This is a genomic window from Paenibacillus sp. P22 (genome assembly GCF_000469945.2).
Taxonomy (GTDB): domain Bacteria; phylum Bacillota; class Bacilli; order Paenibacillales; family Paenibacillaceae; genus Paenibacillus_O; species Paenibacillus_O humicus.
In genome coordinates, this window is record NZ_CBRA020000045.1 from 1 (window position 1) to 15,439 (window position 15,439).

A 15,439-nucleotide genomic window follows, 5' to 3' on the forward strand; every position below is an offset into this window, starting at 1 on the left:
CGCCAGGCGGACCGGCGATGCGGCCTCGGGCGGAGCGGGCAGCCATACCGCCACCTACGACCTGTTCGCGGCCGGCAAGGATGTGGAGGAAATCGCGCAGGAGCGCGGTCTCAGCCGCGTAACGGTGGAGAACCATCTCATGCGCTGCGCGGACGAGGGAGCCGAGCTGGACTGGAGCCGAATCATTCCCGAGGAGCAGGAGCCGCTCATTCTCGAGGCGGTGCAGCGGCTTGGCGGCGACAAGCTGCGTCCGCTCAAGGATGCCCTGCCGCCGGAGGTGGACTATTTCGCCATCCATGGCGTGCTCCGCAAGCATGGCATCAGCAAAAGCTAGCCGGCATGCCTGCCGATCGGCAGCGGAAGCTTACGCTCGGCGAGAGCCGGCTGCGGCTACAGCGGCAAGGCGGCAAAAAGTAAGGTTCGCAGAAAAGAGCGGTCCGGAAGGGGGGAGCCCCGGCGGACTGCTCTTTTTGATGGAAAGGGTCCCTTGAAAAGCCGGCTTCCATAGCTCTGATGTGCTGAAATCCGGAGCGGGAAGGCGGTGAAGGGGAAAGAAAGGGAAGAAAATAAAAGCCAGAGCAAGCGTTAAGGCGTTTTATGCGCTTTTTCGCAGGTTAGTTTTGTAAAGCGAACATTGATTTAGTATACTGAACGTTAGATAGGCCAAGGAGGTAAATAAATGAATTCCATCATGATTTTTCTGCATGTGCTCGGGGCGGGAGGAGTCGGCTTCTACCTGATTCTTCCGTTCCTCGTAGGCCGTGCATCCCGCCTCGCGGGAGCGGGACAGCAAGGGCTGGCCGAAGGCTGATCGCCGGCAACCGGATCGCCCAGTATTTCCTGATCCTGCAGTTCCTGACGGGCGGCTACTTGATCTCCCAGGCGGATTACACCGTGCTGTGGATGGTCCTGGTCATCGTGCTGTTCCTCGCCATCGCGGCGCTCGGCGGCATCCAGACCAAACCGCTGAAGCGGATCGTCAGCCAGATTCAGGCCGGCCAGAGCGCTACGGCGGAGATCGGCAAAGTACGCATGTTCAGCTTCATTTTGCTCGTTCTTTATATCGTGACGCTTTACCTGATGGTGAATCCTTTCTACAAATGATTCACCCGACGGCCTGACCATGCCTGATTGGCGGCAACATCCAGTGACAGGGGGAGCGGCAAATGGACAACAGAACTCCGGAGCTGCTTACGTTCGGAGAGAGCATGGCGCTGTTCATGCCTGCCGAGCAGCGCACGCTGGAGCATGCTTCTACGCTCGAGATCGCCTTCGGAGGCGCCGAGAGCAATACGGCGATCGGCGCCGCGCGGCTCGGCTGCAGCGTCGGATGGTTCGGCGCCCTCGGCGACGATCCGTTCGGGAGGAGAATCCGTAAGGCGCTGCGGGGCGAAGGCGTCGATGTATCGAGGGCGGCCCTCAGCAAGGAAGCTCCGACGGGAATGATGTTCCGCGAGGAAGAGGCCGGACGGCTCGCCGTCCACTATTCCCGCAAAGGCTCCGCGGCGAGCAGGATGCGGCCGGATCATTTGGATGGCGCTTACATAAGCGGAGCCCGTCTGCTGCATCTGACGGGCATCACGATGGCGCTGTCGGCCGAAGCCCGCGAGACCGCGTTCCGAGCAATGGAAATCGCAGCGGGGGCGGGAGTCAAGATCAGCTTCGACCCGAACCTCCGGCTCAAGCTATGGTCGGTGGACGAAGCGAGGGACAGCATCCTGCGGGCGGCTGCGATGGCGGATTATTTCCTCCCGGGCTGGGACGAGCTCAAGCTTCTCTACGATACGGAGGACGAAGCCCGCATCCTGTCGCGCTTGACCGAGCTGAAGGCGGTCACAATCATCAAAGGCAAGGACGGCGCTTCGCTCCTCCTGGAGAACGGGGCCGCAGAGGCGATTCCTTTCTATCCGGCGGACAAGGTCGTCGATACGGTCGGAGCCGGAGACGGCTTCGGCGCGGGCTTCCTCGCCGGCCTGCTGAAAGGCATGGGCGCCCGCGAAGCGGCGAGGATCGCCAGCATTTGCGGCTCTCTTGTCGTGCAGGGAAGAGGAGACTGGGAAGCGCTGCCGAGCTGGGCAGCAGTCCAGCAGCGGCTGGATAATTCGGTATGGGTGGAGCGTTGATCCGATGACGGAATTACCGAACAAGGGCGAGCGGCGGCGGGACGGCATCCTGACCGTGCTCAAGCAGCAGGGACGCATAACGATCTCCGAGATCGTAGAGAAGTTCGGCTGCTCCGAGGCGACGGCGCGGCGGGATCTGGAGCTGCTGGAACGCACCGGACCGCTCGTGCGCACGATCGGAGGGGCCATGTACGACGGCATGAATCCCGTCCGGGACAGCTCCTTCGCCGAGCGGCAAGGCATTTCCCTGCTCGAGAAGGAGCATATTGCCCAGGAAGCCGCAAGGCATATCGTGGAGGGGGATGTGGTCGGCCTCTCCGGAGGAACGACCAATTACCTCATCGCCAAGCTGCTCAAGACCCGCAAGGGCATCACGGTCGTGACCAATGCGGTCAACATCGCGATGGAGCTTGCGGGAAGCGAGATCCAGGTCGTCGTAACCGGCGGCATGATGCGGCACAACAGCTTCGAGCTGTGCGGCCCGCTTGGGGAAGGCATGGTGTCCCATCTCAATATCGGCAAGATGTTCATCGGCGTCGACGGCATATCGGAGAACGGCGGCATCACGACCTACTCGGAGCAGGAAGCCCAAATCGCCAAGGCGCTGATGAGCCGGTCCCAGATTACGTATGCGGTCTTCGACCAGAGCAAGGTGGGCCGGACATCCCTGTTCTCCATCGCCCAGCTCAAGGATCTGGAGGCGGTCATCACGGACCGCCATCTTCACGGGAGCCTGGCCGATGCGGCCCGGCGCTGCGGCGTCGCGGTCTATGTGGCCGGCGAAGCCGAAGATGAGGACGAAACCGCGGAACAAGGCTGAAGCGGAATCGACTGCAAAAGGCTGTAGCGAGATTGGACCGCTCGGCTGTGCACGCATTTTCAATCGATATAACCCCGGAGCGTCCTCGCTCCGGGGTTTTGTTCCTTCTAAACGTGAAAAGGCGGCCTGTTGGCACAGGCCGCCTGCAGTTTAAAAAGGAAATAAGGTCAACGCTCGTAGACCGCCTCGCCGCCGACCCAGGTCGCCGCAACATCGAGGCTCTCGTCAAGCAGCACGAGATCGGCCCACTTGCCTTCGACGATGCTGCCGGTCTGGGCGGACATGCCGAGCAGCGCGGCGGGGTTGCCGCTGCACAGCCGGCTCACCATCGGCACGCTCCAGCCGCTGGCTTCCTTGAACAGGCGGAGCGCGCCGGCCATCGTGAGCGTGCTGCCGGCCAGATTACCGGCTCCGGTCAGGCGGCAGATGCCGTTCTTCATCGTCACCGGCTGGCCGCCGAGCTCATACTGGCCGTCGGACAGTCCGGCCGCCGAGATCGCATCCGTAATGAGCGAAAGCTTGTCGGCCGGCTTGGCGCGGGCGAGCAGCCGCATCGCGGCCGGATGCACGTGATGGCCGTCCGCGATGAGCTCCGCATGGATGCGGTCATCCGTGAGGATGGCTCCGACCGTGCCCGGCTCGCGGTGATGGAGGCCGCGGCTCGCGTTGAACGCATGGACCGCGCTGCGGAGGCCGGCGTCCGCAGCCGCCTCCACCTGGTCATAAGTGGCATCCGTATGGGCGGCGGCGGCGATGATGCCATGCTCCGACAGCCAGGCGATCAATTCGATGGAGCCGGCCAGCTCCGGAGCGAGCGACAGCTGCTTGATCAGCCCCGGATAAGACGCATTCCATTGCTGCAGCCATTCGAGCCGGGGATCGACGCGGAATTCGGGGTTCTGGGCGCCCATCCATTTGGGGCTGAGGAACGGCCCCTCCAGATGCACCCCGCCGATCCGAGCATGCGGCATCGGGGCGCTGCGGTATTCGTCGGCCGCTTCGAGGACGCGGGAGATCTGCTGCTCCGAAGCCGTCATCGTCGTGGCGAGCAGCGTCGTCGTTCCATGCGAGGCGTGGAACTTCGTAATCGTATCGTAGGCTTCCTGCGTGGCGTCCATGAAGTCGGCTCCGTAGCCGCCGTGGACATGCAGATCGATGAAGCCGGGGAGCAGCCAGCCCCCGCGGCCGTCGACCGTCGCAATATTGGTATCGGTATCGCCCTGCCCGTCCGGCTCGATGGCCGCGATGCGGCCGTTCTTGACGGTGACGGAGCCGTATACCGCTTCATCGCCGACGGCGATATTCACATGGCTGACGCGAAAGTGCTGCATCCTTCATTCCCTCCTGTTGCCAGCAAGCTTGCCGCCTCCCGATCGAGCAGAACCGTTACCCGCGCATGGGTCTGCAGCAGGGAAGCGGGGCAGTCGGTCGTAACCGGGCCGGTCAGCGCGCGCTTCACGATATCGGCCTTGTCCGCGCCGCGCACGACGAGCAGGATGCGATGGGCCTTCAGAATGGAGCCCACTCCCATCGTGACCGCTTGGCGGGGCACCTCGTCGATGGAGGAGAAGAACCGCGCATTGGCTTCGCGGGTCGCTTCGTCCAGCGTCACGACATGGGTGCCGGCGCTGAGCTGGCTGTCCGGCTCGTTGAAGCCGATATGGCCGTTATGGCCGAGCCCGAGCAGCTGCAGATCGACGCCCGCCTGCTCCAGCATGGCGTCATAGGCGGCGCAGTGGGCTTCCAGGTCGCCCGACATGCCGTCCGGCAGGAAGGTCCGATTCAGCGGAATATCGATCTTGGAGAACAGATGCTGGTTCATGTAATAAGCGTAGCTCTGCTCGTTGTCCGGCGTCAATCCCACATACTCGTCGAGATTGTAGGTCGAGACGGATTTGAAGGAAATTCCGGAGCGGGCGGCCGTATCGACGAGGCTCCGGTAAATGCCCACCGGCGTCGATCCGGTAGCCAGGCCGAGAACGGCATTCGGCTTGGCGGCGACGAGCTCCGCAATGAGCGAGGCTGCAGCGGCATCCAGGTCTTTGTTATCTTGAAATACGCGAATTTCCATGATCGTTCATCCTCCCTGTCAGCGGCAGTTCGTTTTCTTTCAGTCTACGCTTTTTTTGATTCGATGACAATGAAAATGATCATAACGCACATAAAAATGAGCAATACAATCAATGGAAAGAATTGCCCCGGCCTGTTTGCCCAGCAGGTCCACCCGGGGTATGATAAGAAGAATGACTAGCGGAAAAAGACAATCGATCACAATCGACTAGGGCAGCAACCGCGTTCGATATAGCGATAATGAAGGAGTCTTAGGATGAGCAGCTCACGATATCAGGATACTTCCGGCGGCGGGACGGAGCAGCGCAAGGCCGAGCATATCCGCATCTGCCTCGAGGAGCAGGTGCAGGGAACGGGTGCCGGCAACGGACTGGACCGTTACCGCTTCCTTCATAACGCCTTGCCCGAGCTGGACTGGGCGAGCGTTTCTTTGGATACGGACTGGCTGGGCATTCGCATGAAGGCGCCGCTGCTCGTGAGCTCGATGACGGGCGGGACGGACGAGGCGGGCCGAATCAACCGGGGTCTTGCCGAAGCTGCCGAGGCGCGCGGATGGGCGATCGGGCTGGGCTCGATGAGAGCCGTATGGGAGAAGCCCGATCTGGCCGATTCGTTCCGGGTCCGTCGGGAGGCGCCGAGCGTGCCGATCATCGCCAATGTCGGAGCGGTGCAGCTCAATTACGGGCTCGATGCCGATGCCTGCCGCAGGCTTGTCGAAGCCGCGGAGGCGGATGCTCTCGTGCTGCATCTCAATTCCCTGCAGGAAGTGTTCCAGCCGGAAGGCGATACCCGATTCTCCGGCTTGCTGGCAGCGATTGAGACGCTCTGCCGGCATGCGGGCGTGCCGGTCGGCGTGAAGGAGGTCGGCTGGGGCATCGATCCGGACACCGCCGTCCGCCTGGCGGAAGCCGGCGCCTCCTTCATTGACGCCGCCGGCGCAGGAGGCACCTCCTGGAGCCAAGTCGAGAAGCATCGCTCGCGCAGCCCTCTTCGCGCCCAGGCGGCCGAAGCGTTCGCCGATTGGGGAATTCCGACGGCGGAGTCCGTCCTCGGAATCCGCCGCCGGCTGCCCGGCATGAAGCTTATCGCTTCAGGCGGATTAGCCAATGGAGTCGAAGCGGCCAAGGCGATCGCGCTTGGAGCCGATCTTGCGGGCTACGGCCGGGCGCTGCTGCCGGGCGCCGCAAGCGGAGCGGATGCGGCGCAAGCCATCTCCGGCCAAATGGAGAGGATCGAGTTCGAGCTGCGGACGGCGATGTTCGGCATCGGCGCCGGAACGCTTGAGCAGCTTCGCGGCCATGAACGGCTGAAGCCTGTCCACCCTTGACGAGGGAGGACAGGCTTCTTCAATTCCAGATCGGTACCCGGTCTATTTGATCAATCCCGTTCCTTGGATTTTCACCTTCGCCTGAATTTCGAATTTGAGCCTCGGATAAATCTCCAGCCACTCCTGATAGGCTCGGGAGCTGAGATGAGTAGCCCGGTAGCGGAGGCCGAAGCCGAACGGGTCGACGCCTGCCTTCTGGATTTTTTGGAAGAGGGCCATCGCATCCTTCTCGAGGTCGCGCTCGAACATTTTCTGCAGCTCGCCCCAATCCTGGTTGAACACATTGTTCGGCGCTTCCTCGATCGCGCCTGCTATGTTCACCTTCATCTTCAGGATTCCGTTGCTGCTGACCGTATAGCGAGAGGAGATATCGGTCGCGGTGAGGATGATGGGATGGCCGTCAAGCTTGGTTTTGATGATGGAGTTCACATACTGCTGGTCCAGCTGGTTGAACAGCTGGGTTTCCTCCGGCGTGAGAATGGTTCGGACCTTGGTTTTGTCCAGAAGAGCGAGGCGGTCGACTTCATATCCGTTGCCGGTCGTGCGGATGACGGGAAGATAGGGATCCATCCCTTTCTCCGTCCTTCTCCGCTGCAGATCGAACAGATGCTCCGTGCGGATATAGGAAGAGCGGGTGCCGTCCCCTCCGAAGGTAAGAAACAGCGAGTTGCCGGAGTACCTTTCGGACAGGGGCATTTTCTGCAAAATGTCGTATCCCTGGCTGCCGGCCATGGCGACATACGCCGAGCCTTGAATATCGCGGCGCCGGACCATCCAGTCCACCGCATCGCTGATATCGTCATGGCTGAGCTTCTTCCCGAGCACGAACATTTTGCAATGCCCCAGATCGAGCTCCTTGTCCAGCAAGGCTTTGATCCGCCGGACGCCTTCCGATATTTCGGCCGCTTCGATCGTTTCCACCTGCGATTTTTCCATGCCGGGCTCGATTTTGGAATTCGGAATCGACAGGCGGAGCGTAATGCGGTAAGGCTTCTGCTCGCTGCCGGACTTGTCGATCGCCACGGCGACGACAAAAAAACGCTTGTCGATATCGACGAATCCGCATCCTCCGAGCGGCAGCAGGAGCAGCGCCATAACGGCCAGCAGCCAGGATCGGAGCGGCATCATCCTCTTGCGTGCCGCACGGCTCTTCATATCGGCTTCTTCCTTCGCCACGACACGACGATCAGGAACAGCACGGTCGCCGCCTCGAGGAACATGCGGACGATGAGCCAAACCTCGGCGATTTCGAAATCGATCCTTTCGTTCAAGAACAAGAGCCCTACGAATGAAAGGACGAAAAAAGAGCCGCACACCCACCAGTTGGCAGCCGGGGCGATGCTGTAGTCAACTTTGAATTTATATTTTTTGCTCACGCTGAGAATGAACTCCATCGACTGGTTCCATCCCGTAATCGCATACATAAGGGACAGTCCGAGATACAGGAACAGGAAAACGAACACGACACGCTCAATGAAGCCGTATCTCATCGTCATGGAATCCGCCGTTTGCGTCCACACGTACAGGTAGCGCTCCACTCCCATCGTTCCGTGAAAGCCGATCGGGAGGAAGAAGGTCGCCAGGAGAATCAGCGTGCCGGTTGCGGGAATGATCCATCGTCCTTCAAGCGGAAGTTGGGCGGGTTGACCCGATTGAAGATGGCCATATTGATATATCCTGTGAAAATAAAGGTTCCGGCTCCGACGCTCGACAAGGTCGGAAAGCGGTTCACGTATTGCGCGATCGTATAGATGGCGTCCCAGCTCAAGTCCGGGCTTCGTACGCCCTTGAAGAGAATGAGCAGCACGAGCGGGGCGACCAGCAGCATCGTAATCTCCAGCAGGTAGAGGATCGTCAATGCCGATCGCGTCGCTCCGTAAACGCATAACAGGCCGAGAATGAGGTACAGGTTCCACGCGGGCTGGTCGGGAGTGAGCACTCGGTTCATGAGCAGCGTGAAGCCGATCAGCGCGAAGCTGGAAGCGAAGAACCACATGAATGCATATACGGGAAGCAGCGTTTTGACGAGCCATTCCGGCAGGAAGAGCCTCAGGATCTCCGGCAGGCCCAAGCCGGGGAATTTGGACAGCGCGCTGGTCGAAGCATAGGCGAGCAGCGTTCCGATGACGAGAGCGACGATAAGCGAGGATACCGCCCCGTTCAGCCGGTTTTCGAGCAGGACGGCGGGCACGTACAGCATGAGATTGAGCATTGCAACCATGACGAAGCTGTAATAGAAATAGCGGTTCATTCGTGGTTCACCTCTCCGATATCGGTATGCTTCAGATCCCCGGGCAGAATCAGCCGGAAATAAGGCCTGCCGAAGCTTCGCTGGTTGCATAAGTAGATGACGAAGAAGAATAGTCCGCAGGCAACCCCCGGCAGGCCGAAGAAAATGGCGAGCAGAATGAGCGGATATTTAATGAAACGGACCGACAGCGAGAGAGAGTAGACGGGAATGACGAAATTGGAAATGGCCATCACCGACGTGACGATGATCATGATGCTGCTGACCAGGCCGGCCTGCTGGGCCGCCTGGCCGAGGATGAGGCCGCCGACCGTCGTAGCGGTGGAGCCGATGTATTTGGGCAGCCTGACGCTCGCTTCCACGAGCATCTCGATCATGAAGAGCATGATGAATACTTCCACGAAGGAAGGATACGGAACGGCCGCCCGGCTGCCCGCTATGGAGAAGGCGAGCTGCACCCGGAACAGCTCCGGGTTGTAGGAGACGATGGCGATGTAGAGGGCGGGCAGCGTCGTTGTGAGCAGCAGGGCGCAAAAACGAAGCGACAGAAGCAGAATCGACATCCAGAAATTCTCGTACCGGTCTTCCGTGGCGACCATGAGATCGAAAAACGTGATGGGCAGGATGATGGCGAACATGCTTCCCTGCATCATGACGATGACCTTTCCGTTGGCCAGCCCCCGGGAGACGCGGTCGACCCTCTCGGTGATGAGCTCCATCGGGAAGAGCCGCTTGCGGTTGTCGTTCAGCGCCTTGGCGAGCTCTCCGGTTGCGCTCAGGATATCGGTCTGGATGCCGCGGATTTTAGCCCGGACGAGGCTCAGCACCTTGGGATCCGCCCTTCGCTGATCGAACATCATGAGGATCTGGGTTTTGGACAAATAGCCTACCGTATATTCTTCCACCTGGAGATCCGGGGTGGCATAGCGGGCCCGAATGATGTTGGCCGAGTCCGAGAGATCCTCGCTCAGGGCGATTTGCGGACCTTCAATGGAGCTCTCCACGCTCGTTTGCGGCGAGGTGTTGCGGATGACCTTGGCCGCGAAATAGCAGAAGAAGCTCTGCTCCACCTTGAGAAGCACATAACCTCTCAGCATCAGATCGGTCCAGATGGCGGGATCCTCCACCGGCTTGAAGGAAGGATCGCTCCTCACCACGTCGGCGAACGGCTTCAGCTCTCTGGAGAAAGGAACGAAAATAGCGTCGTACAGCTTGTTTTCTTCGACCAGGGTCGCGATGTACGCGACCTCCAGTATGAGCGAGCCGTTGCTGATCCGATGCGTTTTCACATCGTTGGATGTAGCGAACAGCTCGTTGATCCGCTGCAGCACGGGCGTCTCCTCCATTTTCCAAGTAAGGGTTAGTATGCCTGCTTGAGGAAGAAATTATGTTGTCTTTTGCCGACCGGCGGCGGTATGCCTTACAATGAGGGGACAACGAGGGCTCAAGGACAGATTCCTCCCGGCTGCAGAGGCTTTGCCAGGCATCATCGCAATCCGCCGGGAACATCGTGCGTCGAGCGAAGAAAGCGTGGTTGATAGCGTGAGTGGAACAGCGAGGGAAAGAACTGATGAAGGCAGAGGGATTTCGGATCGGGAGGATGGCGGCGAGACCGCAGCCGAAAATGCGGCCCAACGCGGAGACACGGCGGCGGAACGGCTGGAGAACGGCTGGTTCCGGGTGAAAATTCCGCTGCCTTATTCGCTGCGCTATGTGAACAGCTATCTGATTCCGGAGGCGGACGGCAGCTGGACGCTGATCGATCCGGGTCTGAATACGGCTGAATCCCGGGATATTTGGCTGCGGGAGCTGAACCGCCTCGGAATCCGCTTCCGCGACATCGGCCGCATCGTGCTGACCCATCAGCATCCCGACCACTACGGCCTTGCCGGCTGGTTCCAGCTGCAAGCGGGCTGCCCCGTGCTGATGACGGCCGAGGCAGGGCGATATGCCCGCAGGCTGTGGGGAAGCGGCAGCGTTTTTGCCGCCGAACTGATCGGCTGGTTCCGGAATCACGGCATGCCGGAGGAGCTGCTGGTCCAGCTCGGCCCGCATCTGGCGTCCTTTCGCGAACGGGTGGAGCCGCAGCCCCGGCTCACGGATCTGGAGCCGGGAAGCCGGCTGGATATGGGCGGGGAGAGCTGGCAGATCATCGATGCGCCGGGACATGCCGGCGGCGGAGTATGCCTGTACAGCGATGCCAGCTTGACACTGATCGCAGGGGATCAGGTGCTGCCGCGCATTACGCCGAATATCAGCCTGATTCCGGGGATGCAGGAGGACCCCGATCCGCTCGGTTCCTACCTGGACAGTCTCCGGGAGCTGTCGGGCCTTGAGACGAGGCAGGTGCTGCCGGGCCATCGCGACCCGTTCCCGGATGCCGGCCGACGGGCCATGGAAATCATCGCCCACCACGAGCGGCGGCTGGAGCATCTGCTCGGCTTGCTGGCGGAAGGGCCGGCCAGCGCGTTCGACCTATGCGAACGGGAATTCGGTACCCATCTTCGGCATAACATCCATAACCTGCGCTTCGCGATGTCCGAGACGCTCGCGCATCTGGCGCGGCTGGCCAAGCGCGGCGAGGCAGCCGTTTCCGGTCCGGCCGGCGGACCGTGGACATATGCTTCAGCTTGAGCCTTGATCATCCGATAATGGAGAGGGATTAGGCGGCGCTTCTGCTCATCGTTTAGGAATGGGGTCTAGCGCCTGACAAAGCATACCTACGAGGAGGAACGCGGATGAAATTTTATGCCTGCCGGGAAAAGAACGGTCGGTCGAAGCATACGGCAGCAAGGGAGCGATGTTTTCCGGCATTACGAGGCATGACGGCCGCATCCAGTTCAGCAGCTTCCGCATCGAGCCGGACGGAGTCGTCGGGCGTCATCCGGCGGCGGTGAGCCAGCTGTTCCTCGTCGTCGACGGGGAAGGCTGGGTCAGCGGCCCGGACGGGCAGCATTATGCGATCCGCACCGGCCAGGCGGCTTTCTGGGAACCCGGCGAAAGCCATGAATCCGGTTCCCGCACCGGAATGACCGTCCTGCTCGTCGAAGGAGAGGAACTCGTCATCGAGATGCAGGAGCTGGCCTCGCTGTAAGCGGGGTCGCGGATCGGCAGAAGAGGACAGGGTGCATGAAAAAAAAGAAGCTCTTCCCTTAGGGGCAAGAGCTTCTTTTTTTTATTCTTAGCGGCGATTACGCCAGAGGAACCTCGTCGCTGTGCTCGTCCCGGTCGATTTCGCGCTGGGCTTGCTTGCGGTGGGCGATCCGGCTCGCGGCGGATGCCGCGATCGCGCCGACGATGTCATCGAGGAACGTGTGGATCTGTCCGTCGTTCTTGTCGTTCAGACGCACGAGAATGCCGGGCTTGAGCTTGTCGATGTACCCGAAGTTCGTGAGGCCGATGCTGCCGTATACGTTCACGATGGAGAGGGCCAGAATCTCGTCGCAGCCGTAGAGCCCCTCGTCGTTGCCGATCATGTCCTGCAGGGGAGGGATCAGCTTGCCTTCCTCGGCGAGCACGTCGAGCTGGATGCCGGTCAGGATGGCGTTCTGCACTTCTCTTTTGGCGAGGACGGCATCCACGTTCTCCTCGCACTCCGCGATGGACAGATCCGGATAGTAGTCCTTTTGCAGGAACAAGGCCAATTCGGCGATCTGGGTTTTATTGACGCCTCGCTTCTCCAGCCATACGGCGGTCGCTTCCGCCACCGCCTTGCTGTTGAGCGCATATGTTCCGGGATCGGACATGTCTCTGCCTCCTAACATCATTTTTGAGCCAAGCCAGGTCTAAAAGGATGGTACAACCCATACACATAGTACTACAAAAAGAGCCAGTACCACCAGGCTGCGGCAAGCGGCCGGTTAACCCAAGGGAGGATATCGACAATGAAAAAACAGCGCTACAAATGGATTCGCCGGGCAGCTCTCACGGGCGCCCTTACCCTGCCGGTCGTCACGGCGGGCTGCGGCTGGTTCTCGCCGTCCGAAAGCAAGGACATCGATCCGCCGCAAGGAGTGACAGGATCGGTCCTTCCCGGCACGGATGCAGCCATCTCGGCTTCCTCGGACGGTGCGGCCACGGTCGCCGACCAGACGGCGGCAAGCGGCCTCACCGTCTATCTCAAAGACAAAAACGGCTATTTGGCGCCTGTCACGATTCAGGCCAAGCTGGACAGCAAGCTGACGCCGGAGGCGCAGGCGCTGGAGCTGCTCGTGAGCGGAGGGCCTTACGCCAAGCTTCTGCCTGAAGGCTTCACAGGCGTGCTGCCCCAAGGAACCGAGATCCGCAACGTGCAGATCGATAAAAAGACAGGCCTTGCATCGGTTGATTTCTCCAAGCAGTTTTACGACTACAACGAGCAGGAAGAGCGCAGCATCGTGGAAGCCGTCACCTGGACGCTTACCGGCATGGAAGGCGTAAGCGGCGTCAGCTTGTGGGAAGAAGGCGAGAAGCTTCAAGAGATGCCTGTAGGCGCCTTCCCGCTCGACCGTCCGCTGACGCGTGCGGTAGGTATCAATCTGGAAGCCCAGGACGGAGTCGACTACAGCCTTTCGACGCCGGTGACGCTGTACTTCTCCGGCATTACGGATCAGGATGCCCAGTATTATGTCCCGGTTACGCGCCTCGTTCCCCGTACGTCCAATAAGCTGGCATCGGCGATGAAGCAGCTGGCCGCAGGGCCGCTCGACGGAAGCAGCCTTACTCCTGTCTGGGTTCCGGACGTATCGGTCAAAACCCTGGAGCAGTCCAAGGGAACGGTCACGGTCGATCTGTCCGACGCCCAGTACAAAAAAGGAGAAGCGGCGCCTTCCGAAATGCTGCAAGCCGTCGTCCTGTCGCTGACGGAAAACAGCGGCGCGGGCAAAGTCCAGATCAAGCTCAACGGACAGTCCGACTTCAAGGACAGCCGCAACGTCTCCTATACCGAGCCGGTCAGCCGTCCGGAGCATCTGAACGCGTTCAAATCGTAAAAGCGGCCCCGGGCGGCCGGTAGCGGGAAGCCATCATGACCATGAACGGCCAGGGAGCGGGGAATACGCCTGCTCCTTTTTCGGCGTTGGCGGCAGAGGCTGCCCCGGGATGATTTTCCTCCTCCCGTCTGCTACAATGAGGGCTATTGCCGGATACGGCTTGAAGGAGGATGTTGGATCAATGAGAACGGACGGAAGACAATTCGGGCAGCTTCGCCCTGTGACGATCACGACGGGCGTCAATAAATATGCGGAGGGCTCCGTGCTGATCGAGGCGGGAGACACCAAGGTGCTTGTCACGGCGACTGTAGACGAGCGTGTCCCTTCTTTCATGAAAGGGCAAGGCAAAGGCTGGGTTACAGCCGAGTATTCCATGCTGCCCCGCTCGACGCATACCCGCAACCAGCGCGAATCCCAGCGCGGAAAAGTAGGAGGCCGCACGATGGAGATCCAGCGGCTGATCGGCCGCGCGCTCCGTTCGGTCGTCAACCTGCAGGCGCTGGGAGAGCGGACGATTACGCTTGACTGCGACGTGCTCCAGGCCGACGGAGGAACCCGCACGGCTTCCATCACCGGCAGCTTCGTAGCGCTTGCGCTTGCGGTGGACAAGCTGGCCCGCACAGCGTCCTTCTCCGTCTATCCGCTCACGGACTACCTGGCGTCCACAAGCGTCGGCGTCATCGCCGACCAGCCGCGGCTCGACCTCAACTACGAGGAGGATTCCAAAGCCAAGGTCGACATGAACGTCGTCATGACCGGGGCCGGCAAGTTCGTGGAGCTGCAAGGCACAGGAGAAGAGGAGCCGTTCTCGCGCGAGGAGCTCGATGCTCTTCTCGCTCTGGGAGAATCCGGAATCCGCGAACTGATTGAAATCCAGAAGCGGGCGCTCGGAGAGGCCGGAGCGCGGATAGGGACGGTCCGGGCATGAGCGGGCTTCTCGGGGGCTCCGGACTCGTCGTCGTTGCAACCGGCAATCCCGGCAAGGTCAAGGAATTCGCTCATGCCTTCGCTTCGCTGGGCCTTGAAGTCCGGAGCTTGAAAGACTATGAAGGGATGCCTGAAATCGTCGAGGACGGCGACAGCTTCGCGGCCAACGCCCGCATCAAGGCAGGCCAGATCGGACGTCTGCTCGGCATCCCGGTGCTTGCGGACGATTCCGGCCTATGCGTGGATGCGCTCGGCGGAGCTCCTGGCATCTACTCGGCGCGGTACGCGGGACCGGGAGCGGCGGATGCGGACAACAACGCCAAGCTGCTGGCAGAGCTCGCTTCGGCAGAGGCGGTAGTTCCCGATGGAGCGGCGGAATCGGCTGAGCAATCTGCTGGACAATCTGCTGGAGCAGTTCCGCTTGGATCGGCGAAAAACCAAGCATTCGGCTCGGATGATTCGGATGGCGCTGGACATTCGCCGGTATCGGACGAGGCGACCGAAGGCGCTGGACATTCGCCGGTATCGAACGGAGCCTCGGATGGCGCTGGACATTCTCCAATAGCGGAAGGAGCCCCAGATGGCATTCATCTGCTAAGCACAGCTCGCTTCAAGTGTGCCCTCGCCCTCTATGTGCCTGCCGAAGAACGCTTTATCGAAAGCGAGGGCTCGATGGAAGGCTATATCATCGACAGCCCCCGCGGCGCAGGCGGCTTCGGCTATGACCCCCTGCTCTGGATCCCTGCCCTTCGCCGCACGGCGGCGGAGCTGAGCATGGAGGAGAAACAAGCCGCCAGCCATCGCGGCGCGGCTTTGCGCTCGCTGCTCGAAAAGCTGCAGGGCTGATTCAGCCGGTCCAGCAGTATCTATTTAGCAATCCGAAACAGGGGACTGTATTCAAGGTGTGATCGAACAACGAGCCTCTATATGGGACATACGGGGGTAAGTCGAGCT

Annotated in this window: 18 protein-coding genes; 11 read left to right on the forward strand and 7 right to left on the reverse strand. The window is 60.7% G+C overall.

Going from position 1 to position 15,439, the window contains the following annotated elements:
• The 5 genes from BN871_RS08255 to BN871_RS08270 all read left to right on the forward strand — a co-directional run.
• On the forward strand, nucleotides 1-334 hold a 334-nt coding region (locus BN871_RS08255), incomplete at its 5' end, for a helix-turn-helix domain-containing protein (protein ID WP_048745325.1).
• 345 nt (nucleotides 335-679) lie between these two features.
• Nucleotides 680-811: a hypothetical protein gene (locus BN871_RS29870; RefSeq protein ID WP_021882461.1), complete on the forward strand. Its 132-nt coding sequence runs from the start codon at nucleotides 680-682 to the stop codon at nucleotides 809-811.
• 83 nt (nucleotides 812-894) lie between these two features.
• Nucleotides 895-1,104 carry a hypothetical protein gene (locus tag BN871_RS29875; protein ID WP_332310205.1) on the forward strand — a complete coding sequence of 70 codons (210 nt, stop codon included), beginning with the start codon at nucleotides 895-897 and terminating at the stop codon, nucleotides 1,102-1,104.
• Nucleotides 1,105-1,166: 62 nt separating this feature from the next.
• Nucleotides 1,167-2,123 (forward strand): sugar kinase, encoded by a 957-nt coding sequence (locus tag BN871_RS08265; RefSeq protein WP_048745326.1) that lies wholly within the window; start codon nucleotides 1,167-1,169, stop codon nucleotides 2,121-2,123.
• Between the two features lie 4 nt (nucleotides 2,124-2,127).
• A complete protein-coding gene (locus tag BN871_RS08270) occupies nucleotides 2,128-2,943 on the forward strand; it encodes a DeoR/GlpR family DNA-binding transcription regulator (RefSeq protein ID WP_048745327.1) in 816 nt (271 codons plus the stop codon).
• Between the two features lie 167 nt (nucleotides 2,944-3,110).
• Here the strand turns inward: BN871_RS08270 and nagA are convergent, their stop codons facing one another.
• Both nagA and nagB read right to left on the reverse strand, forming a co-directional pair.
• Nucleotides 3,111-4,274, reverse strand: coding sequence for an N-acetylglucosamine-6-phosphate deacetylase (gene nagA / locus BN871_RS08275; protein WP_048745328.1), 1,164 nt, complete (start codon nucleotides 4,272-4,274; stop codon nucleotides 3,111-3,113).
• The gene (gene nagB / locus BN871_RS08280; protein WP_048745329.1) at nucleotides 4,247-5,014 is read right to left on the reverse strand and encodes a glucosamine-6-phosphate deaminase; all 768 of its coding nucleotides are present in this window, start codon (nucleotides 5,012-5,014) and stop codon (nucleotides 4,247-4,249) included. The genes nagA and nagB overlap by 28 nt, the downstream gene beginning before the upstream one ends.
• A 255-nt stretch (nucleotides 5,015-5,269) precedes the next feature.
• On the opposite strand from nagB, the gene fni reads away from it, so the two are divergent.
• The gene (fni, locus tag BN871_RS08285) at nucleotides 5,270-6,340 is read left to right on the forward strand and encodes a type 2 isopentenyl-diphosphate Delta-isomerase (protein WP_048745330.1); all 1,071 of its coding nucleotides are present in this window, start codon (nucleotides 5,270-5,272) and stop codon (nucleotides 6,338-6,340) included.
• A 42-nt stretch (nucleotides 6,341-6,382) separates the two neighbouring features.
• Here the strand turns inward: fni and BN871_RS08290 are convergent, their stop codons facing one another.
• Genes BN871_RS08290 through BN871_RS08305 form a run of 4 tightly spaced genes read right to left on the reverse strand, consistent with a single transcriptional unit; the run spans nucleotide 6,383 to nucleotide 9,919 of the window.
• Nucleotides 6,383-7,495 carry a Ger(x)C family spore germination protein gene (locus tag BN871_RS08290; protein WP_048745331.1) on the reverse strand — a complete coding sequence of 371 codons (1,113 nt, stop codon included), beginning with the start codon at nucleotides 7,493-7,495 and terminating at the stop codon, nucleotides 6,383-6,385.
• The gene (locus BN871_RS08295; RefSeq protein WP_198158025.1) at nucleotides 7,492-7,878 is read right to left on the reverse strand and encodes a hypothetical protein; all 387 of its coding nucleotides are present in this window, start codon (nucleotides 7,876-7,878) and stop codon (nucleotides 7,492-7,494) included. Before BN871_RS08295 ends, BN871_RS08290 begins: the two co-directional genes overlap by 4 nt.
• Nucleotides 7,879-7,928: 50 nt before the next feature.
• Entirely contained in the window at nucleotides 7,929-8,591 is a 663-nt protein-coding gene (locus tag BN871_RS08300; RefSeq protein ID WP_048745333.1) for a GerAB/ArcD/ProY family transporter, read from the reverse strand.
• Complete coding sequence (locus BN871_RS08305; RefSeq protein WP_048745362.1) at nucleotides 8,588-9,919, reverse strand: spore germination protein; 1,332 nt, start codon at nucleotides 9,917-9,919, stop codon at nucleotides 8,588-8,590. The genes BN871_RS08300 and BN871_RS08305 overlap by 4 nt, the downstream gene beginning before the upstream one ends.
• A 211-nt stretch (nucleotides 9,920-10,130) precedes the next feature.
• Between BN871_RS08305 and BN871_RS08310 the strand changes: the two genes are divergently transcribed.
• Together BN871_RS08310 and BN871_RS08315 are read left to right on the forward strand one after the other, a co-directional pair.
• Nucleotides 10,131-11,222, forward strand: a complete 1,092-nt coding sequence (locus BN871_RS08310; RefSeq protein ID WP_232312905.1) for an MBL fold metallo-hydrolase — start codon at nucleotides 10,131-10,133, stop codon at nucleotides 11,220-11,222.
• A 166-nt stretch (nucleotides 11,223-11,388) separates the two neighbouring features.
• Nucleotides 11,389-11,682: a cupin domain-containing protein gene (locus BN871_RS08315; protein WP_157060243.1), complete on the forward strand. Its 294-nt coding sequence runs from the start codon at nucleotides 11,389-11,391 to the stop codon at nucleotides 11,680-11,682.
• 97 nt (nucleotides 11,683-11,779) lie between these two features.
• Here BN871_RS08315 and BN871_RS08320 read toward each other — a convergent pair whose 3' ends face one another.
• Nucleotides 11,780-12,334 carry a phosphatidylglycerophosphatase A gene (locus BN871_RS08320; RefSeq protein ID WP_083436320.1) on the reverse strand — a complete coding sequence of 185 codons (555 nt, stop codon included), beginning with the start codon at nucleotides 12,332-12,334 and terminating at the stop codon, nucleotides 11,780-11,782.
• A gap of 138 nt (nucleotides 12,335-12,472) precedes the next feature.
• On the opposite strand from BN871_RS08320, the gene BN871_RS08325 reads away from it, so the two are divergent.
• The 3 genes from BN871_RS08325 to BN871_RS29880 all read left to right on the forward strand — a co-directional run bounded on the left by BN871_RS08325 (nucleotide 12,473) and on the right by BN871_RS29880 (nucleotide 15,331).
• Nucleotides 12,473-13,558, forward strand: coding sequence for a GerMN domain-containing protein (locus tag BN871_RS08325; protein WP_048745335.1), 1,086 nt, complete (start codon nucleotides 12,473-12,475; stop codon nucleotides 13,556-13,558).
• A gap of 181 nt (nucleotides 13,559-13,739) precedes the next feature.
• Nucleotides 13,740-14,486, forward strand: coding sequence for a ribonuclease PH (rph, locus tag BN871_RS08330; RefSeq protein WP_048745336.1), 747 nt, complete (start codon nucleotides 13,740-13,742; stop codon nucleotides 14,484-14,486).
• Nucleotides 14,483-15,331: a non-canonical purine NTP pyrophosphatase gene (locus BN871_RS29880; protein WP_021878851.1), complete on the forward strand. Its 849-nt coding sequence runs from the start codon at nucleotides 14,483-14,485 to the stop codon at nucleotides 15,329-15,331. Before rph ends, BN871_RS29880 begins: the two co-directional genes overlap by 4 nt.
• Nucleotides 15,332-15,439 lie beyond the last annotated feature (108 nt).